Source organism: Deinococcus psychrotolerans (assembly GCF_003860465.1).
GTDB classification, from domain to species: domain Bacteria; phylum Deinococcota; class Deinococci; order Deinococcales; family Deinococcaceae; genus Deinococcus; species Deinococcus psychrotolerans.
Genome location: NZ_CP034183.1, coordinates 1910119 through 1929093, shown reverse-complemented (window position 1 = coordinate 1929093; position 18975 = coordinate 1910119). Strand labels below are relative to the sequence as shown.

General features: G+C 63.0%; 17 protein-coding genes. 10 read left to right on the top strand and 7 right to left on the bottom strand.

The window, feature by feature from the left end:
- Nucleotides 1-35: 35 nt before the first annotated feature.
- Together glf and EHF33_RS09500 are read right to left on the bottom strand one after the other, a co-directional pair.
- Nucleotides 36-1175, bottom strand: coding sequence for a UDP-galactopyranose mutase (gene glf / locus EHF33_RS09505; RefSeq protein WP_164473449.1), 1140 nt, complete (start codon nt 1173-1175; stop codon nt 36-38).
- Entirely contained in the window at nt 1168-2313 is a 1146-nt protein-coding gene (locus tag EHF33_RS09500; protein WP_124873046.1) for a glycosyltransferase family protein, read from the bottom strand. The genes glf and EHF33_RS09500 overlap by 8 nt, the downstream gene beginning before the upstream one ends.
- 111 nt (nt 2314-2424) lie before the next feature.
- Here EHF33_RS09500 and EHF33_RS21100 point away from each other — a divergent pair, with 111 nt between their 5' ends.
- The 3 genes from EHF33_RS21100 (at nt 2425) to EHF33_RS09490 (ending at nt 7203) form a co-directional block, all read left to right on the top strand.
- Complete coding sequence (locus tag EHF33_RS21100; RefSeq protein ID WP_164473448.1) at nt 2425-2595, top strand: hypothetical protein; 171 nt, start codon at nt 2425-2427, stop codon at nt 2593-2595.
- Nucleotides 2596-2827: 232 nt separating this feature from the next.
- Nucleotides 2828-4012 carry a metallophosphoesterase family protein gene (locus EHF33_RS09495; RefSeq protein ID WP_124870529.1) on the top strand — a complete coding sequence of 395 codons (1185 nt, stop codon included), beginning with the start codon at nt 2828-2830 and terminating at the stop codon, nt 4010-4012.
- The gene (locus EHF33_RS09490) at nt 4009-7203 is read left to right on the top strand and encodes an AAA family ATPase (protein WP_124870526.1); all 3195 of its coding nucleotides are present in this window, start codon (nt 4009-4011) and stop codon (nt 7201-7203) included. Before EHF33_RS09495 ends, EHF33_RS09490 begins: the two co-directional genes overlap by 4 nt.
- Before the next feature lie 7 nt (nt 7204-7210).
- On the opposite strand, the gene EHF33_RS09485 is transcribed toward EHF33_RS09490, so the two are convergent.
- Nucleotides 7211-8572: a D-alanyl-D-alanine carboxypeptidase/D-alanyl-D-alanine-endopeptidase gene (locus EHF33_RS09485; protein WP_124870523.1), complete on the bottom strand. Its 1362-nt coding sequence runs from the start codon at nt 8570-8572 to the stop codon at nt 7211-7213.
- Between the two features lie 200 nt (nt 8573-8772).
- Here EHF33_RS09485 and EHF33_RS09480 point away from each other — a divergent pair, with 200 nt between their 5' ends.
- Nucleotides 8773-9378, top strand: coding sequence for a DUF305 domain-containing protein (locus tag EHF33_RS09480; protein ID WP_124870519.1), 606 nt, complete (start codon nt 8773-8775; stop codon nt 9376-9378).
- Nucleotides 9379-9498: 120 nt separating this feature from the next.
- On the opposite strand, the gene EHF33_RS09475 is transcribed toward EHF33_RS09480, so the two are convergent.
- The 4 genes from EHF33_RS09475 to EHF33_RS09460 form a co-directional block, all read right to left on the bottom strand.
- Nucleotides 9499-10257 carry a monofunctional DNA glycosylase gene (locus tag EHF33_RS09475; protein WP_124870516.1) on the bottom strand — a complete coding sequence of 253 codons (759 nt, stop codon included), beginning with the start codon at nt 10255-10257 and terminating at the stop codon, nt 9499-9501.
- Between the two features lie 128 nt (nt 10258-10385).
- A complete protein-coding gene (locus EHF33_RS09470) occupies nt 10386-10601 on the bottom strand; it encodes a hypothetical protein (protein WP_124870514.1) in 216 nt (71 codons plus the stop codon).
- A 74-nt stretch (nt 10602-10675) separates the two neighbouring features.
- A complete protein-coding gene (rimO, locus tag EHF33_RS09465; protein ID WP_124870512.1) occupies nt 10676-12181 on the bottom strand; it encodes a 30S ribosomal protein S12 methylthiotransferase RimO in 1506 nt (501 codons plus the stop codon).
- Nucleotides 12182-12304: 123 nt separating this feature from the next.
- The gene (locus EHF33_RS09460) at nt 12305-12733 is read right to left on the bottom strand and encodes a low affinity iron permease family protein (RefSeq protein ID WP_164473447.1); all 429 of its coding nucleotides are present in this window, start codon (nt 12731-12733) and stop codon (nt 12305-12307) included.
- Nucleotides 12734-12850: 117 nt separating this feature from the next.
- On the opposite strand from EHF33_RS09460, the gene EHF33_RS09455 reads away from it, so the two are divergent.
- The 6 genes from EHF33_RS09455 to EHF33_RS09430 all read left to right on the top strand — a co-directional run bounded on the left by EHF33_RS09455 (nt 12851) and on the right by EHF33_RS09430 (nt 18918).
- Nucleotides 12851-14152: a thymidine phosphorylase gene (locus tag EHF33_RS09455; RefSeq protein ID WP_124870509.1), complete on the top strand. Its 1302-nt coding sequence runs from the start codon at nt 12851-12853 to the stop codon at nt 14150-14152.
- A gap of 10 nt (nt 14153-14162) precedes the next feature.
- Nucleotides 14163-14705: a hypothetical protein gene (locus EHF33_RS09450; RefSeq protein WP_124870506.1), complete on the top strand. Its 543-nt coding sequence runs from the start codon at nt 14163-14165 to the stop codon at nt 14703-14705.
- 59 nt (nt 14706-14764) lie between these two features.
- A complete protein-coding gene (locus EHF33_RS09445) occupies nt 14765-15223 on the top strand; it encodes a LapA family protein (protein WP_124870503.1) in 459 nt (152 codons plus the stop codon).
- A 112-nt stretch (nt 15224-15335) separates the two neighbouring features.
- Entirely contained in the window at nt 15336-16211 is an 876-nt protein-coding gene (accD, locus tag EHF33_RS09440; RefSeq protein WP_124870499.1) for an acetyl-CoA carboxylase, carboxyltransferase subunit beta, read from the top strand.
- On the top strand, nt 16208-17167 hold the full coding sequence (locus EHF33_RS09435; protein WP_241191123.1) for an acetyl-CoA carboxylase carboxyltransferase subunit alpha: 960 nt from the start codon (nt 16208-16210) through the stop codon (nt 17165-17167). Before accD ends, EHF33_RS09435 begins: the two co-directional genes overlap by 4 nt.
- A 92-nt stretch (nt 17168-17259) precedes the next feature.
- Nucleotides 17260-18918, top strand: a complete 1659-nt coding sequence (locus EHF33_RS09430; RefSeq protein ID WP_124870496.1) for an HRDC domain-containing protein — start codon at nt 17260-17262, stop codon at nt 18916-18918.
- The last annotated feature ends 57 nt before the right edge of the window (nt 18919-18975 follow it).

Sequence of the window (18975 nt, the reverse complement as noted above, 5' to 3'; positions counted from 1 at the left end):
CCTGATCTGGGAGTGGCCGGTTTTTTACGTTGCTGTTAAGCCAGCGTTTCTTCCAGTACCTTCACTCTGCTGAGCTTGCGGTGTGCCGTCAGTGCCTGAGCAACCACCTGATCCATGTTGTAGTACTTGTAAGTCGCCAGCCGCCCCACGAACATCACGTTCGGCGTCGCCTGGGCTAGTACCTCGTATTTCTTGTACAGGAGAGCGTTCTCGGGCCTCGGCACCGGATAATACGGATCACCCTCGGCGCGGGGCAGTTCGTAGACCACGCTGGTCTGGGCGTGAGATTGCCCAGTGATGTGCTTGAACTCGCTGACGCGGGTGTAGGCGTAGTCGTTGGGATAGTTGACCGTCCCCACCGGCAGCATTTGCTCCTGCGCGTGCGTCTCGTGAACAAATTCCAAGCTGCGGTAAGGCAATTTGCCGAAGCGGTAGTCGAAGTAGGCGTCCACTGGGCCGGTGTAGATCATCTGAGCGAACGGCACGAAGTCGGCAATCTCGCGGTAATCGGTGTTGGTCATCACCTTGATGTTGGGGTGGGCCAGCATCCGCTCAAACATCCGGGTATAGCCGTGCAGCGGCATCACCTGATAGGTGTCGGCAAAATAGCGGTCGTCGCGGTTGGTGCGGGTCGGCACGCGGGCCGTCACCGAGGCGTCAAGTTCGGAGGGGTCTAGGCCCCACTGCTTGCGGGTGTAGCCCCTAAAGAACTTGTTGTAGAGGTCGCGCCCGACCTTGCTGACCACCACGTCCTCGCTGGTGCGAATCTTCTCGGCGGGTTCGGCCACCGAGGCGAAGAACTCTTCGACCTGAAAGGCAGTCAGGCTCAGGCCGTACAGCTGGTTGACGGTATCGAGGTTGATCGGAATGGGAAGTAGTTGCCCGTCCACGCTGGCCTTGACCCGGTGCTGGTAGGGCCGCCACTCGGTGAAGCGCGAGAGGTAATCAAAGACCTCACGGCTGTTGGTATGGAAGATGTGCGGGCCGTAGGGGTGAATCAAAACGCCCGCGTCGTCGTAGCGGTCGTAAGCGTTGCCGCCGATGTGCGCCCTTTTGTCCACGATCAACACCGACTTGCCTTCTGAGGCCAGCCGCTCGGCCAGCACCGACCCGGCAAAGCCCGCCCCCACGATCAGGTAATCGAAGCCGCTGGACATTAAGGGCAGCTCAGTCATCTGCGGCCTCAGTTTTTGTAGCCTTACGGCCTCTCGCTTCATTCATCCGTGTCTCCATCTCGGCCCAAGTCTGCGACCACGACAGCCCGGCCAAATAAGCGTCGGCACGGGCTTGCCGGTCATGGCCTTCCGGCTGGTGGCGTTCGGCAAGAGCGGCTTCACAGGCCGCCTCGAAGTCGTCGGCGCGGTTGGCAATTCGCACTAGATCTTGCTCACCGTAGGGCCGCACCACGTCGCGGATTTCAGTCGACACCACCGGCACGCCCGCCGCCAGGTATTCCGGCGTCTTGGTCGGCGAGATGAACTCGGTGGACGCGTTGCGGGCAAACAGCAGCAGCGCCACGTCCCAGTGCGCCAGATACTGAGGCAACTCGGCGTAGCTTTTCATGCCCAAGTAGTGCAGGTTGGCGGCGCGGGGCAAATCGCCTTCCTGAATTTTGACAACTGGCCCCAGCAACACGAATTGCCACTCGGGGCGGCGCTCGGCCAACTCGGCGAGCAGGGCGGTGTCGAAGCGCTCGTCGATCACGCCGTAAAAGCCCAAGCGGGGGCGGTTCAAGTCGGCTTGATCGGCGGGATCGGGCAGCTCGCGGCGGGCGCGGGCAAAGTGGGCCTTGTCCACGCTGGAGGGAAACGGGTAGGCGTGTGGGTGCTGCTCGCGTTTGGCTTCCCAGAGGCGGTGGCCGCCGGTAAAGACCAGATCGGCCCGCGCCAAAAGCTGCTGCTCGCGGGGGCGCAACTCCGGCGGCGCGAAGCGGAAATTGGCCAGCTCGTCCATGCAGTCGTAAATCACCAAGCTGGGATCAAGCGCGGTGACCAGCGGCATTTCCATCGGGGTGTAAACCCATAAGGTGTACTCGTGCCACGCTTCGCTGAGGGCCAGTTCATTGAGCATGGCCGCCGTGCGGGCCTGTGAGGCAGCAGCGTCTAAGCCTTCCAGCAAGCGCGGCACAACGACCGTGACCCCGTATTCGGTAGAGCGGATCTCCAGTGAGCTGTCCCACTCCCCGAAAAGGGGCGGCTCCACGTAATACACCCGCCGGTCACGCGCCGCCTGACCCATCAAATGCTGCGGGCGCTGAAAGACGAAATCCCATCTGAGGTGGGCCAAACAAATCAAGTCGCCCTGCCGTGCCATTTTTGCCGCGTTTTCTTCCACAGTTTTTCTCCCAATGACTTGCCGAACGAAGCTGGCAAGCCCCCAAATTGATTTATAAATCTCAATTCACTTGTGAAAACCTGTGTAAAGATGACCGAAGTGCAATTCAGTCCACATTGGGTTTCCATCAACCAAAAATTGGCTGTTGATGAAGACAAGAAAGCGGTGTTGTCCAAATTGCTGAGCCTTTCTAGACTTGCCGAGTTTAGCCGCAGAAGTGGGGCACAAATAGAGCGATTTGCCTCAGAGGGCTTCATTTGATGTTTAGCGGAGGTCAATCTTGACCCAAAAACACTTCATCTCTTGCTTAAGACTTCAGGCCACTTCACCCAAGCTCAATTTGGAATGGGTTGGGGAAAGAGTTGGGTCAGTTCCTCTCTCCCATTGGCTCCTGAACTTTTGCTCGGTCTCTGTATGCCTACACGCCGCGTAAGCGCTGCCACCCGCACTCTTGTTTCCTTTTGTCAAGGTCTGCCGTGCTAGCTTTTTCGGTATGCGCGTACTTCACACCGCCGACTTCCACGCTGGGCGCACTTTGCGCGGCTATGACCGCACCCCCGAAATCCGCGACGCCCTGAATGAAATTGTGGGGTTGGCCCGCAGCGAGAAGGTTGATGCCGTGCTGGTGGCGGGCGACCTCTTCGATACGGTCAACCCGCCCGCCGACGCTGAAGCGGCCATCTTCGCTTTTTTTCTGGCGCTGCGCGACGCAGGTATTCCCAGCATCGTGATCGCCGGAAACCACGACAGCGCCTCGCGGCTCTCAGGCCTCAGCGGGCTGCTCGGCTGGGTGGGCGTGCAGGTGGTGGCCCAGCCCAGCCACGATCCGCGCCAGATGATCCGCACGGTGGAAACCAGAAGCGGCGAGAAATTGGTGGTGGGCGCACTCCCCTACCTCTCCGAGCGCCGATTGGTCAAAGCCGCTGACGTGATGGGGGCCGAGGTCGGCTTGTGGCGGCAAAAGTACCGTGAGGGCATGAAGTTCTTTCTGGGTCAGCTGGCGGCGGGCTTTGAAGCGGGAGCGGTCAACATGCTGATGCTGCACGCCACCCTCGACGGCGCGGTGGCCAGCGGCTCGGATAGGGGAATGCAGTTCGATTTGACCAACGCTTATACCGTCTCGCCGCTCCAGCTTCCGGCGGCGGCGCAGTATGTGGCGCTGGGCCACGTCCACAAGCCGCAGGAACTCGGCGCGTCCCCGCTGGCCTGCTACTCGGGCAGCATTATCCAGCTCGATTTTGGGGAGGGTGGCGAGAAAAAACAGGTCAATCTGGTGGAAGTCGAAGCGGGGCGGCCTGCCAAAGTCCACCCTATTCCGCTCGTCAGCGGCAAGGAGCTGAGAACCATTCGGGCCGATCTGGAAACATTGGATGCCCGCCTCAGCGCTGTGAAAGGCTTTGACGGCCTGCTGAAAGTGGTGGTGCGTGCGCCCGCTGGAACCGCTTTGCCCGGACTCAAAGACCGGGTGCTGCGGCAATTCCCCAATGCGCTGGGGGTGGAGCTGGAAGCCGTCAAGGATGAGGCGACGGTGCAGGCGGCGAGCCGCGAGGGCTTGAGCATTGAGCAGCTTTACGAGCGCTATCACCAAGAGCGGCGCGGCGAGTTGCCGGACGCCCTGCGGCGGGTCTTCAAAGAAACCGATACAGCGGTGCGTGAAGCGGCTGGGGACGGGATATGAAACCTCTTCAGCTCAGCGTTCAGGGCTTCATGCCGTTCCGCGATCAGGTGGAGGTCGATTTCACTGACCTGCAACTCTTCGCCATTCAGGGAGCCACCGGCAGCGGCAAGAGCAGTCTGCTCGACGCCATTACCTACGCCCTCTACGGTGAAACCGACCGCCTCGGCCAGACCGGGCTGGACGCGCTGATTTCCACTGGCGAGAAGTCGTTTACCGTCAGCCTGACCTTCGAGAGCGGCGGGCAAACCTACCGGGTGGTTCGCAACAAGGGGCGCAAAGCCGCCGAAAATCAGGTCAGGATCGAGCAGCACAGCCTAGACGCGGCGGGTAAAGTCAGGTGGCTCAACCTCTCCGAGAACACCACCCGCGCCACCCAGAACCGCATCAGCAAGGTCTTGGGGCTGGATTTCAAAAGCTTTACCCGCGCCGTGATGCTGCCGCAGGGCAAGTTTGACGCCCTGCTGCGTGGCTCCAAAGCCGAGCGCCAGAAGCTGCTGGGCGAACTGACCAACATCGGCCACGTCGCCGAGATGCACTCGCACGCCGCCGAGCGCAGCAAGACCCTCAAGTTTGAGTTGGCGGGCGTGCATCACCTCCTTGAGGGCGAGTATGCGGGCGTGTCTAGGGCGGCGCTGGACGATCTGAAAGCCGAGCGCAGCCGCCTAGAAACTGAGGCGCAGACGCTGACCGATGACCGCGACGCCCTGCAAGCCGAGTTGACCCGTTTGCGGGCGCAGGAGAGCTTGCATCAGGAGTGGGAAGCGCAGGGCCGCAAGCTGAGCGACCTCAACGTGCAGGCGACGGCGGCAAGGGAAGGCGCGGCGCGGGCCGAGCGGGCCAGAACAGTAGCGGGGGCGCTCCCACTCTTGGACACCGCCCAACAAGCGCGGGCGGCGGCGGCCGGAGCCGAGCGAATTGCCCACCAAACCCAAACGGCTCTCGGTGCGGCGCAAACGGCCCTGAACCAAGCGGCGGGAGGTGAGCAGGCGGCCCTGAGCGCACAGGAGAGCGGCAGCCAGCAGGCCAACCAGCGTTTGGAGCGGGCCGAGCGGGTGGCCGAGGCTTTACCGCTGCTGCGGAGCGCCGCTCAGGCTGAGCAGGCCGCTGAACGGGCGAGCAGCGCCCAGCAAGCTGCCCAGACCGCCTTGGCCGCCGCCGAGCGCCAGCAAGCCAGCCTGACCCAAGCCGAAGCCAGCGCCCAGCAGCAAGCCGAGCGCATTCCTGATTTGGAAGCCCGCGCCGAGCTGCTCAAGAATGCCCAGAGCGATCTGGCCCGACTCAAACGTGCTGGGGGCAACCTTCAAACCACCCACGCTCAACCGCTGCCCTGGGACGAAGACGCCCACTTTGCCGCCCACGAAGCCGCCCAGAAGCTGGAGCACTTGAAAGCCGAGAAGGTCAAGCTGGAAGCTGAAAAAGCCGGACTCAGTGCCGGACGCGCCCGCTACGCGCTCGACGAGCAGTTGCAGCGCCAGGAAAAAAGTGAGATGGAGCAGATCGAGCAAGACGGGCGGCTGCTCAAAGCCGACTTCGAGCGGGCCGAAGCGGCTCTGGAGGTCGCCGTCAAGCAGGCTGGGTTGAGCGCTCACCGCGCCCACCTGCACTTGGGGCAGCCGTGCCCGCTGTGTGAACAGGAAGTCCGCACCTTGCCGAGCGGCCCCATCGCCGACGTGGAGGAGCTGAGGGCTACCAAAGAAGCCGTTCAGCAGCGCTTAGACGAGCGGCGTGACCGGTTCAAGAATTTGCGGGCCTCCAGCACGGTTCGCTTAGGGCAGCTTGAAGAAAAGGCCCGTGAACTCAGCGACTGGGAAGCTGCCCTGCATGATCGTGAAAGCGATCTGCGAACCGGCGCAGCCAAGTACAGCGGCGAGGAACCCGAACAGGCCAAGCGCTTGCTGGCGGGGCTGGCCGCGCGGGTGCAACTGGCCGGCCGCGATCCGGCGGGCGAGCGGCAAAAAGTGCTGAACGAAGTCAGCAGTCTCAAAGCCGCGCTGGACAGTGCCAGAGCCGCCCAGGCCAAAGCTGGAGCCAGCCACGCCGCCGCCGCCGCCACCTTGCAAGGAGCTCAGGCCGCCCTCGCTGAGCGCCGCGCCGAAGCTGAGCAAGCTGGGGCCGCGCTGCAAACAGTCTTGCTGAGCCTGAGCTTGTCTGCCGAGCAGGTGCAGGCCGCGCCCGATCCGGCGGAGGAGCGCCGCGCTGCCCAGCAGCAGCTCAAAGCGCTGGCGGGCGCACTCGACAGCGCCCGGCGCACGCTGGCCGACGCGCAGGCCCGCCAAGCTGCCGCCGCCGCTACTTCTGAAGCTGCACGAACCAATGCCGATCAGCGCGGGGCTGACGCTATTCGTGCCGAGGCTGCCTTGCAAGCGGTGCTGGACAGTCTCGGCCTCAGCGCTGAAGAGGTGCAGGCGTCCGCTTTGCCCGAAGCCGAGATCCGTGCCCTCGAAGCAGCTTTACGCAGCCACCTCGCCGAGCGTGAGCAGGTGCTGGCAGCTCTGAGCGCCCTGGAAACCAAACTCGGCGGCGTAACATTTGATCCGGCCCGTTTGTCACAGGCGCAGCGCGATTTGTATGCGGCGGAAGCGGCGCTCGGCGCGGCACGCGGTCGCATCGGTGAGTTGGCCGAGTCGCTGCGGGCCGGAGCCGAGAGATTGGAGCGCAAATCTGAACTGTCGGGCAAGGCCGGTCAACTGGCCAGCACCCTCGATCTGTGGACGACGCTGAGCAACTCGCTGCGGGCCAACGAGTTTCAGCAGTACCTGCTGCAAGAAGTCGAGAGCCGCTTGCTGGCAGGCGCGGGCGAACTGCTGTTTGAGATCAGCGATGGGCGCTACCGTCTGGCCCTGGACGGCGGAGACTACATGGTGCAAGACCTCTGGAACGCGGGAGAGACGCGGGGCGTCAAAACCCTGTCGGGCGGCGAAACCTTTCTGGCAAGCCTCTCGCTGGCGATTGCCCTCAGCGACTACCTCGCCGGAAACCGCATTCTGGGCGCACTCTTCCTAGATGAGGGCTTCGGCACCCTCGACCCGCAGGCGCTCGACTCGGTGGCCGGAGCGCTGGAAAATCTGCGGACGCAGGGCCGGATGGTCGGCGTGATTACCCACGTGGAGAGCTTGTCGGAGCGGCTCCCCAGTCGCCTGCTGATCAGCAAAAGTGTGGCCGGAAGCAGTGTGCAGCGGATTGACAGCTAGCGTCCCATCAGTGATTTTGTGCGATGACTTTCACCATTCGGTCTTGATAAGCCCGCAAATCGAGGGTGTTGCCGGGGGCCTGATCCATCATCAGGGCGAAGGCCAGCACGTGCCCCGATTTGCCGCGCACATACCCGGCCAGGCTGGAGACGCCCGGCAGCGTGCCGGTTTTGGCCCGCACGTCCAGCCCGCTGCCGACGAAGCGCCCAGCCAGCGTGCCGCCGAGAGCGCGGGCCTCGGCGCTGGCCTCGCCGGTTGCGCCACGCGGCAGCGCTTCGATAAACAGGTTTTTGCGCTGGGTAAAGGCATCTAAGGGCGTGATCGGGGTCTTTGAAGCAGTGATCGGCAAGTCGTACATCCGGCTCAACACCGTCACCAGGCTGCGCGGGGTTAGGCGGTTACCGCCCGACAACCCTGAGGCGTCGTTGAGGCTCATTGGCGCGGCGTTGACACCGACTTTGGTCAGGAAGGCGCGGAGTCCGGCGACCATGCCCGCGTGGGTCACGGCTCCGTTGCCGGCCACCTTGCTGCCGAGTTCGGCGGCGATCTGCTCGGCCCAGACATTGTCGCTGGGCTTGAGGGTTTGCTTGGCCAGCTCGATCAGCGGTTGGCTGCGAACGGTGGCGAGGCCGAGTTCGGGTGGGGGCGCGGGCAACGGCGGCGAAGCGCCCGGAATCACGCTGCCGAACTGCTGCACCGCCGCTTGCCCGACCACATGACCCAGCGAGCTACTCTGCCCGCCGCCCACCTGAATGCCCGCCGCCCGCAACTGGCCTTCAAAGGCGCTGATGACGCGCTCGGCGTAGCGCTCGGCAGTGTCATTCCAGCCCGGATATTCACTCAGACGCACTGCCACCACAGGAGTACCCAGCGGCAAAGCAGGCCAAGTGCTGCTGTCGACTGTGGGCGCTAGGCGCACCTCGCCAACACTTTTGATGCCTTTGGCTGAGAGCTGCTTGGCGAGCGCGGCCAGAGAATAGCGGCCCTGGATGCTGAAGCTGGGATCGCCGCCGCCGCGCAGGGTAACGGAGCTGAGCGCTGAGGCTTTGCCGTTGACTTCTGCGGCGCTGGCCGTCACATCGGCGCTGTACCACGCCTGCGGCCCAGATTGGCTGAGGCGGGCGGCCATACTGACGATTTTTAGGGTAGACGCTGGAGTAAACAGCTCGTCGGGGCGGGAGGCTTCCACCACCTTGCCAGTCGTGAGGTCGCGCACCAGCAGGCCAGTGTGGGCGGGGCTGGGCGGGCGCTGAAGAAGCGCTGAAACCGCCGGACTCAGCACCGGGCGCAGCGTCACCTCCGCCGCGCCAGCGAGTGAGGCGGCCAGCAGCGGCGCAATCAGGAGCGGCACAGTAAGCAGAGAACGCACCGACACAGGGTAACAGACACGGGTGAAAAAGCGAACAAATAGCTCTGGTGAAGATGCTCTGGTAGAGCTGCTCAGGTCATGCAGATGACTGGGTCAGCCTTGAAATCCCCCCTGAGGGGAGGCGGGAAGGAATAGTTCAATTAACGTCAGTTTCAGACATTTTCCTTGACACCCTCCCCCCTAGGATCTAGCCTGAACACATGATGACCAAACGAAATCGCGGCTACACCATCAAGCGTCTTTGGCTGGCTGGGCTTCTGTTGATGGCTGGTGCCGGGGCGAGCATGCCGGGAATGAAGATGGATAAGGCGCAGGCAAGCCAGTCTCCGGCAAGTCACTCCAGCCCAGCCTCCGGCATGGCGAGTGACACGCTCGGCCACCTCAAGGCCTTGAAGGGCCGCGCTTTTGATGTGGCGTTCGCGCAGGCCATGACCCAGCATCATCAGATGGCGCTCGATATGGCCGCCTTGGAATTGGCTGAGGGTACCCGGCAGACGGTCAAGGCGGCGGCGAAAGCCGTGATTGCTGGGCAGACCAAAGAGATTGGGCAGATGAAGGCTTGGCTCAGCACTTGGAAGGCGGCTGCGCCGAGCGGCAAGATGGCCTTGACTCAGCCCAAAGCGGGTCAAGTCGACCGTTGGTTTCTGACTGAAATGCTGCCGCATCACCGGGGCGCAGTGGAGATGAGTCGAGTGGCCCTCAAAAACAGCCAAAGCGCCGAGGTCAAGACGCTGGCCCGCCAAATCATCGCCGCTCAAAACAAAGAAATCAGCCAGTATCAAACATGGCTGGGGGCGCTCAAGTGAGTGAGCGCTGCGGCAGCGAACCCGGCCACCTGTGAATGCCTGAAGATTCGCGCAAACGTGAAGTGGCGCTGATGAGGGCGCTGATTCAAGACCCCGAGAGCAGCACTACTTCAGCCAAGCTCAACCCTTAAAAGCCGGAACCTTGCCCCCGTAAATCTGGTAAGCGTCGCACACGTCTTGCAGCACGCACTTGCCGCACTTCGGGAAGCTGAAGCTGCACACCCGCTGCCCGTGGCGCAGCAAATTGATGTGCAGCTCATAGAGCAGTGGTGGCTCCGGTGGCAGCAAACTGAGCAACGCTTTGTGCGCCGCCTGCTCACCCATTTTGGGAATCGCCCCGATGCGGGTGGTGATGCGGTGAACGTGGGTATCCACTGGGAAAACCGGCTTGGCATAGTTGAACAGCAACACCAGCGAAGCGGTCTTGACGCCGACTCCCGGCAGAGCAGTCAGCCATTTGAGGCCCGCCTCAGGCGTTAGCTCGATCAGAAAGTCCAGATCGTAATTACCGCGCTCGGCTTTGACGGCTTTCAAAGTGGCCTGAATGCGTGGGGCTTTCTGGTCGGGGTAATTGCTCAGGCGTATAGCGTGGGCCACCGCCTCGGTCGGGGCGTCCACGATGGCGTCCCAGTCGCCCAATTCGCGTAACTCCTGATAAGCGGCGTCCTCGTTGGCGGCGGTGGTGCGCTGAGACAAAATGGTGCTGATGAGTTCGTGCATGGCCTCGCGGCGCGGCGTGAGCGGCACCTCACCGTACTCGGCACGGAAGCGCTTATACACAGTGAGCAGTAAGGCAGCCCGTGCTTCGGGGGGCTGGTTGACGTTGAGATCGTGATTTGTGTCGGTGTCGGGCAACTCGAACAGCGGCAGCTCAGGCATAAGCTTCACGCTAGAACCTGGGCGGGTGGGTTGGGTGGGTGAAGCGCTCAGGTTTCCTCCACCAACGGCCAAGAAAAGCCCAGCCACTTCACAGGGCTGGGCGAAAATTTAATGTGGTTGGAGAGCGCTTATTTACGTCCACTCGCCTCGGCGTTGTCGGCGGCGCTGCTCAGATTCGCGCCCTTGCCGGGCGTTTCGTCGCGGCCCCCTTCGGCAGGGTCGGCACGGTCAGCGGTGTCTATGCCGCCGGTGCCTTTGCCCTTGTCCTCGGCGGGAATCGGGTGGCTCTGGCCCTCGGCGGGCGAAGTGTCGGCGGGATCGCTGCTGATCTTGGGATCGGTCATGCCAGCATGATGCTCCCCGCACGAAGCCGAAAAGTTCAAGACAAAGTGAAGAGAGCTTGTGGGATGCCGCTTACTCAGTGCCCCCCGAAATGCCCCATCTGCGGCACATTCGGCAACCAGGCGGGGCGGGCCACCACTTCGCCGAAGAGGTCGTACTCGTCGCTTTCCTCAATGCGGGCTTCCACGATGTCCCCAATTTTGATCTGTCCGGCGAACTCGCCCGCGTAGAGGTAAACCTGTCCGTCAATGCCCGGTGCGTCGCCTTTGGTGCGGCCAATCAAGCGCGTTCCGGCGGCGTCGCCTTCGTCATCGTTGAACTCGTCGATGATGATCGGCATGACCCGGCCCACTTTTTCAGCCAGTTTCTCAGCGCTGATACGTTGGGCCACTTCCATAAAGCGGGCCAACCGTTCCTGCTTGACGTCCTCCGGCACGGGGTTGCCCAGCGCGTTGGCATCGGCTTCTTCCACATCGCTGTAGGGAAACGCGCCCACGCGGTCTAAGCGGGCGTCTTGCAGAAAGGTCAGCAACTCCTGAAAGTCGCTCTCGGTTTCGCCAGGAAAACCCACGATAAAGGTCGAGCGGATCACCAGTTCGGGGCAGATCTCACGCCAGCGCCGGATGGTGTCGAGCTGCTTGCCCGCTCCGGGGCGGCGCATGGCCCGCAAGATTTTGGGGCTGGCGTGCTGGAGCGGGACATCCAAGTACGGTAAGATCTTGCCTGCCGCCATCAGTTCCACCACTTTTTCCACGTGCGGATACGGGTAGACATAGTGCATTCTGACCCAGGCTCCCATTTCACCCAACTTGGCGGCCAGGTCGGTCAGATGGGCGCGGACTTGCTGCTCCTGAAATTCGCTCTCGCGATACCGGATGTCCACGCCGTAAGCGCTGGTGTCCTGCGAGATGACGACCAGTTCTTTGGTGCCGCCCGCCACCAGCCGGTAGGCCTCATACAGCACGGCGGCGGCGTCGCGGCTGACTTGCTTGCCGCGCAGCTTGGGAATGATGCAAAACGAGCAGGTGTGGTTGCAGCCCTCGGCAATTTTGAGGTAAGCGAAGTGGCGTGGGGTGAGCTTGACACTGGGCGCGAACACGTCGCCGTGCGAGGTGGCCTCACGCACGGGCGCACTCACGCCGCTGCGGGCACCCGGCGCGGCGGTCGGCAGCAAATCGGTAAAGGGGTTTTGCTCCATCGGCAGCAGCTCGCGCACGTGGCGCATCACATCGTCCACCGCTTCGCTGCCGGTAATGGCCGCCACTTTGGGATGGCGCTCCAGAATCTTTTCGGGCCGCTCGCCGAGGCAGCCGGTCACGATGACTTTGCCGGTGGCGTCCAGCGCCTCGCCAATCGCTGCCAGACTTTCCTCTACAGCGGGCGTGATAAAGCCGCAGGTGTTGACGATCACGGTATCGGCCTCGCCGTAGTTGTCGGCAATCTGGTAGCCTTCCACACGTAACTGAGTCAAAATCCGCTCGGAATCCACGAGGGCTTTGGGGCAACCCAGGCTGATAAAGCCCACTTTATTTTTATGTTGGGGCTGGCTTGCAAATTGATCGGTGAAATCAAGAACGGTCATGCTTCTTTGCTCCTCAAGGCGGCCTGGCCCTGAGTGAGGACGCCGCATGTCAGCCGCCCAGTATAACGGAGCGGCTTGGCGGCAAAGGTGAGTTCTGCTGTCGGGCTGTCGGAATTCGGAACTTCAGTCGTCGCCCAGTTCGCCCAACCGCACTTCCTCCATGATCTCGTCGGGAGTGAGTTGGAGCAAGTCGGCGTCGTGGATCATGTTGCGCTCGGCGCGGAGTTCTTGCAGCACGGCGTCCAGCTTGGCGTGCAGCTCGCGGGTGTCTTCGTTCTGGGCGTTTTGAATCAGGAACACCATCAAAAAGGTGACGATGGTGGTGCCGGTATTGATGACCAACTGCCAGCCGTCTGAAAAGCGGAACAGCGGCCCGGTGACCACCCACACCACCAAGCTCGTCAGCGCCAGGGTAAAAGCGGTGGCCGTACCGGAAAAGTCGGCGATGCGTCTGGAGAGGCGCTGAAATCGGGCTTCTAGACTGATGGTACGGCGCTTGATCGGCGCAATGGTTATAGGTGGAGTGTGGGGCAAAACGTCGGTACGCGGCATGGCAACACCTCCTGACGGCAACAGGGCCTTAAAGAGTCTGTGCCCAGCGGTTAAGCCTGACTTGAAGCCAGCTGACGTTTAAGCCAGTGGAGGCCCAAAACTCTGTACCCTACTGAGATGACTTCCCACATCCCCGATTTGATCGCCAAAAAGCGCGACGGCCAAGAACATAGCCGCGCTGAGCTGGAAACCCTGGTTCTGGGCTACACACGCGGCGAGGTGCCGGATTACCAGATCAGCGCCTGGCTGATGGCGATCTACTTGCGCGGCATGACGCCCCGCGAAGTGGCCGATTTGACCTTGGTGATGGCAGGAAGCGGCGACCAATTTGACTTGAGCAGCCTCAGCAACACCGTTGACAAGCATTCCACCGGCGGTGTGGGCGACAAGACCAGCCTCATCCTGACGCCGATGCTGGCGGCGCTGGGCCTGACGGTGGCCAAGATGAGCGGTCGCGGGCTGGCCCATACCGGCGGCACCATCGACAAATTGGAGAGCATTCCCGGCTGGGACGGCACTTTATCGGACGAGGCATTTCTGGCACAGGCCCGCGAAATTGGGCTGGCTTTGGTGGGTCAGAGCAAAGACCTCGCGCCCGCCGACGGCCTGCTCTACGCTCTGCGCGACGTGACGGCCACCGTCGCCTGCTTGCCGCTGATCGCCAGCAGCATCATGTCCAAGAAGCTGGCCAGTGGAGCGCAAACCATCGTGCTGGACGTGAAAGTCGGCGCGGGCGCGTTTATGAAAACACTGGACGACGGGCGCGAACTGGCCCGCGCGATGGTGGACATCGGCAGCCACGCGGGGCGCAAGGTGCGGGCAGTGCTGACCGATATGGACGCGCCGCTGGGCCACCTGGCAGGCAATAGTCTGGAAGTGCAGGAAGCGGTTGCGACCCTCAACGGACACGGCCCGCACGATCTGACTGAGCTGTGCGTGGCGCTGGCGGTAGAAGCGCTGGCCGCTTACGGTCAAGACCCGCATGAGGCCGAGTCACGCGCCCGTCAGACCCTGCAAGACGGCTCGGCCCTTGCCAAGTTCCGCGCCTTCGTGGCAGCGCAGGGCGGCGATCCCACCTTCGTTGACCACCCCGACAAGCTGGATGTGGCCCCCGGACGCGCCGAAGTGCTGGCCGAGGCGAGCGGTTATTTGCAAGCGGTGGACGCCTTGGCGGTGGGTCAGGCGGTGCTGGTGCTGGGCGGCGGGCGCGAGCGCAAAGGCGAGCAGATCGATCACGGCGTCGGGGTTGAGTTGGTCAAGAAACCCGGCGAAGCAGTGCAAGCGGGCGAGGTGCTGGCCCGGATTTATCACCGAGACGGACGCGGCCTGGACACGGCGCTGGAGCTGCTGCGCGGCGGCCTCAGCGTCGGATCAACTCAGCTGGAAGTGCCGGAGCTGATTTTGGGTCGGGTGGAGTAAGTGAAAAGCGGTGTCTAGCCGGGCTGTTTTGGCGGTGGTGGCTGGCCTGATTGTTCTGGTGCCACTCGGTCTTCTGGCCAGTTCTGTCTGGAACCCAGGTTTGGATTTGCGGAGTCCCAGCGACGCCAGAGAATGGATCAGACTCTGTGCCAAAGGCCGTGAAGACTTGTACTGTCAAACGGCCCGAACTGTCCTGAGAGACATCAAGGGCCCAATCGTTTTCCTCATTCCCAATCAAGGCGACAGAGACACCACGCGGGATATTCTTGAGTGGATGGGTGGCAAGCTCAATCAGAGCGATTTAGAACGACTGGTACGGGCCAATCTCTTTGCCGGTTCAAGCCTTCAGCATGGCCCGCTCAAAGCCTTGGACGGACAGGAGCGCAACATCAATTGCCGTGTTCCTAACCGCAGAGATGTTTGTGAAGTGGACGGTTTGATTGTGGGCGGCAAGGCCAATTTCGCTTCGCGGAACTCGGCGGATGGAGCCGTTTACTTGGCGACGAGGCGGCCCAACACCAAGGGGTACGACTTTTTGCTGCCTCTCCAGTAGGCAGGAAGGGCCGCTTACACTTCCAAGGTGCAGACCGTCATTTCTGTTACCCTTACTCCATGCGTCTCCTTTTGCTGATCGTCGTGTTGGTGCTGCATTTGGTGTTCGGCTTGCTCAACATCAACTCGCTGATGTTCACGCATGACATCAACATGGGCTTTGCCGTTTACACCGGGCCGCTGGGCCTGATTTTGCTGATCACCAGCGCCCTGGTCGCTGTGCTGGCTTACGTGGCCGCCAGTTTCAGCAGCCTGCGCCGCGAGGCCGATACCGCCAAGCTGCTGCGCGACCTCGATTCGGTGCGCCAGAGCCTCGACAGCCAGGAAGCCAGCCGCTTTGCCCAGCTTCAGGCGGCGCTCGACAAGCGTTTTGCGGGCTTAGACACCCAACTGACCCAGAGCCGCAGCTTGCCGCCCGCGTCTGCACTGCTGACCAAAGACGACGGCGTGAGCAACGGCCAACTCAAGCAGGATTTGGGCGCACTCAGCGCTTTTTTGCGCCGTAAACTGGGCGATTAGGTTCAGCCAAAAAGCTTTTTAGCAAGAATTTGTACTCAGTCCAGCTCGGCCGCTCTCGGTGGGCGCAGCGTTGGTCCTCCCGCTAGAATGCCGTGATAAAGGAGCGTTCCCCTTGGCCCTCGACAAATTTTTCCGCAGGCGTCGCCCGCAGGTCAGCCCGCCCAGCGAAGCGGATACCCCTGATTTGTGGGGCAAATGCCCGCAGTGTAAAGAAAATGTGTATCTGCGTGATCTGGCGCTGGGCGCTTACGTCTGTCCGCACTGCGGTTTTCACCACCGCCTCGGCGCGTCCAAGCGCATGGAAGTCTTGTTCGACGCGCCGCTGATGCAGTGGTCGGGCAGCATCTACCCGGTGGACGCGCTGAACTTTCAAGACACCGAAAGTTATCCGCAGCGTCTCAAGCGGGCGCAAATCAAGACGGGCCGCCCCGACGCCATTCTGACCGGGCGCGGCCAGATCGAAGGCGTGAGCGTGGCCGCCGCCATCATGGATTTCGAGTTTTCCGGCGGTAGCATGGGCAGCGTGGTGGGCGAAGAGATTGCCCGCGCCGCCGAGCGGGCCGGTGAGGAGGGCTTGCCGCTGGTGCTGGTGGCGGCTTCCGGCGGAGCCAGAATGCAGGAAAGCGCCTTGTCACTGATGCAGATGGCCAAAACGACGGTGGCGCTGGAAGCGCTCTCCAGCCGGGGGCTGCCGTACATCAGCATTCTGACCGACCCCACCACCGGCGGCGTGACCGCCAGCTTTGCCACCATCGCCGACGTGATCGTGGCCGAGCCGGGAGCCCTGATCGGCTTCGCGGGGCCGAGGGTCATTCAGCAGACCATTCGTCAGAACTTGCCGGAAGGTTTTCAGCGGGCCGAATTTCTGCTTGAACACGGCATGGTGGACATGATCGTCGATAGGCGCGAGCAGCGCGGTGAGCTGGCCAAGCTCCTGCGGCTGCTGCTTCCTGAAGCGTCCGTGCCCCAGCGGGAGCAGGCGTCGTGAGCGAGGGCAAACCCATTAAACCCACCGCTGAAACGCTGCGCGAACTCGGAGCCCGTATCCGCGACCTCGAGGGCACCGCCAAAAGCACCGGGCAAAATCTGGACACCGCCCTGACGCCGCTGCGTGCTCAGCTCGCTTACCTGCGCGGGCAAGTCAGCATGACCCGCTGGGAACGGGTGCAGCTCGCCCGCATCGCCGGACGGCCCACCGCGCTTGATTACGTCGAGCGCCTGACCTCCGAGTTCGTGGAGTTGCACGGCGACAGAACCTACGGCGACGACCAGGCCCTGATCGGTGGCCCGGCCCGCTGGCAAGGGCGGCGCGTGATGCTGATCATGCAGCAAAAGGGACGCGACACCAAAGACAAGATCAAGCGGCGTTTTGGCAGCTCCAACCCCGAGGGCTACCGCAAGGCTGTGCGCTTGATGGACTTGGCCGACAAATTTGGGCTGCCGGTGGTGGCGCTCATTGACACGCAGGGCGCTTATCCGGGCTTGGAAGCCGAGGAACGCGGCCAAGGCTGGGCGATTGCCGAGAGCATCCAGCGGATGAGCCGCCTGAGAGTGCCCGCCGTCTGCGCCGTGATCGGTGAGGGCGGCAGCGGCGGGGCGCTGGCCATCGGGATCGGCAACCGGGTGCTGATTATGGAAAACGCCTGGTACTCGGTGATTTCGCCCGAAGGTGCGGCCAGCATCATCTGGAAAGACAGTGCCAAAGCCCCCGAAGCGGCGGAAGCCCTCAAGCTCACTGCGCCGGATCTGCTCGAACTCGGCATCGTGGAAGAAGTCATTCCCGAACCGGTGGGTGGAGCGCACCTCGATGTGGACGCCGCCGCCGAAGCACTGGGCGAAGCGGTCGGCCGCCACTTGGGCGAACTCGCCCAGCAAACGCCGGAGCAGTGGGTCAGCGGACGGGCGGCGCGGTTTCGGCGGTTGGGCGCTTACCGGGAAGACTGAGGGCCGGAGCGGGTTTGACCAGCCCGGCCGTCTTTTTCTCCCCCACAGGCCTTTCTTCCTCTTACCCGCCTCAATCCGTCACAATAAAGGCTATGACTGCCGTTTCTCCTGATGTCCGCTTGCCCGGCCTCCACGCCGAAGCGGGCGATCCGCACACCCGTTTGAGCCGCGCTCTGGCCGACCTCGAAGGGGCCGACTGGGGCTTATTCTTGGCCGATCAAGCCGCGCTGGCCCGCCAACTCTTCGCGCAATTCGGCCCCGGTACGCTGCGGGTCGATGCCCGCTTGGGGGTCAGCCGCGAGGTGTTCGCCTCGGCTGGGCTGGCGGTGGCCACCATCGACGCTGACTGGCGCGGCGCGGTGGCGGTGTGGCTGCTCGAACCCGACGAACGCGCCCTCAAGCGGGCCAAACGGGCGGGCGTGCCGGTGCTGGTAGACGCCACGCTGGCCCCCGGCGGCGGCTGGCTGGGCCGTGAGGCGACGCTGATCGTTTACCGCGACGCCGCGACCATCAGCGGTTTCGGCGACGTGACGGCCTCGGCCCTTTTCGGCGCGGGCAGCGCTCCGCCGCGCCGCGCTCCCGCGCCCAGCGACCTCGGCATGGCCATGATCTTGCGTGATCTGGCGACCTTGCCGCTCAGACTGGCCCGCGCCGCCCGCACCACCGTCTCGTTGATGGAGCGCTTCGCGGGCGCGGCGCAGGAAGTCGGACCAACCGCGCTGCTGCTCGCGCCTGACAGCGCACCCGACAGCCACGCGCCCCTCGGCGGCGTGCTGGCGGCGTCGCGTAACGTGGGCGCAGGCACACTGATCACTCCGGGCGTGCAAGGGCTAGACGCGGTGCTGGCTTTGCTGCGCGGCGAAACCCAAGTCTGGGATGAGCAAAGTCAGGCCAACCAAGCCCCATCCGCTTCTTCAACGGTGAGCAGGGACGACAGGAACGAAAACGACAAGAACGAAGCGGGCGCAACCGGCGCAGCGCTGAGTGAAACCAGTCCAAGCGAAACCAGCTTGCCTGCTTCCACTGCTGCTCAACCTGCTGCCCAAACCGCCCGCCCGCTTGCACCCACTCCCGAGCCGCTGTCCTATGTACCGGAGATCGTTTTTTCAGACAGTGCGCCGCATCCCGAGCCGGAGCGCAGGCGTGAGGAAGTCGAGGAACAAGCGCCCGAACTGACAGACGCGGATTCGGAGGCCGAGTCTCCAAGCACAGCCGCGCCCGCCGACTTGCCTGACACGGGCCGCAGGCCGCAGCGCTGGCCCAAGTCGGGGCGGCGGCAAGAGCAGCGTTCAGAAGATTGGAACCGCTCGGCTCAGTCCGGTCAACCCGAACCCGAAGCGGAGCAAGCCCAAGACCGTCTTCAGGACACAGCTTCAACTGGAGAAAACGCTGCCGGCTCGGCTGAAAGTCAACCGGCCGAGCTTGCTCCTGAGCCGCCCGCCCTGCCCAGCGAGCCGCCTCAACCTGAAATCGTGCTGACCCCCGACCTGCCGCCCGCCGAGAGCAAAGACCCCACCGAGGGCCTCAGCGACGAGCAGCGGGCTGTTTTCGCTCGGTTGCGCGACTGGCGCAACGCCGAGGCCAAGCGTCAGGAGATCAGCCGCTTCATTATTGCCAGCAACGCGACGCTGGCCGAAATTGCCAGAAGCGCTCCGAGAGACGAAACCGAACTCCGGAAGGTGCGCGGCATGGGGCCGGAACGGGTTCGCAAGTACGGCGAGGCGATTTTGGGTACGGTGCAGCCGGACTGAGTACGCACTGAGCACGTCAAGCGGGACGCCCCTACTACAGAGGCGTCCCACTTTCTT

Excerpts from the sequence above, each read along its gene's own strand:
- glf (WP_164473449.1), bottom strand. The coding sequence starts at position 1,175 with ATGACTGAGCTGCCCTTAATGTCCAGCGGCTTCGATTACCTGATCGTG.
- EHF33_RS09500 (WP_124873046.1), bottom strand. The coding sequence starts at position 2,313 with ATGGCACGGCAGGGCGACTTGATTTGTTTGGCCCACCTCAGATGGGAT.
- EHF33_RS21100 (WP_164473448.1), top strand. The coding sequence starts at position 2,425 with ATGACCGAAGTGCAATTCAGTCCACATTGGGTTTCCATCAACCAAAAA.
- EHF33_RS09495 (WP_124870529.1), top strand. The coding sequence starts at position 2,828 with ATGCGCGTACTTCACACCGCCGACTTCCACGCTGGGCGCACTTTGCGC.
- EHF33_RS09490 (WP_124870526.1), top strand. The coding sequence starts at position 4,009 with ATGAAACCTCTTCAGCTCAGCGTTCAGGGCTTCATGCCGTTCCGCGAT.
- EHF33_RS09480 (WP_124870519.1), top strand. The coding sequence starts at position 8,773 with ATGATGACCAAACGAAATCGCGGCTACACCATCAAGCGTCTTTGGCTG.
- EHF33_RS09475 (WP_124870516.1), bottom strand. The coding sequence starts at position 10,257 with ATGCCTGAGCTGCCGCTGTTCGAGTTGCCCGACACCGACACAAATCAC.
- EHF33_RS09470 (WP_124870514.1), bottom strand. The coding sequence starts at position 10,601 with ATGACCGATCCCAAGATCAGCAGCGATCCCGCCGACACTTCGCCCGCC.
- rimO (WP_124870512.1), bottom strand. The coding sequence starts at position 12,181 with ATGACCGTTCTTGATTTCACCGATCAATTTGCAAGCCAGCCCCAACAT.
- EHF33_RS09460 (WP_164473447.1), bottom strand. The coding sequence starts at position 12,733 with ATGCCGCGTACCGACGTTTTGCCCCACACTCCACCTATAACCATTGCG.
- EHF33_RS09455 (WP_124870509.1), top strand. The coding sequence starts at position 12,851 with ATGACTTCCCACATCCCCGATTTGATCGCCAAAAAGCGCGACGGCCAA.
- EHF33_RS09445 (WP_124870503.1), top strand. The coding sequence starts at position 14,765 with ATGCGTCTCCTTTTGCTGATCGTCGTGTTGGTGCTGCATTTGGTGTTC.
- EHF33_RS09430 (WP_124870496.1), top strand. The coding sequence starts at position 17,260 with ATGACTGCCGTTTCTCCTGATGTCCGCTTGCCCGGCCTCCACGCCGAA.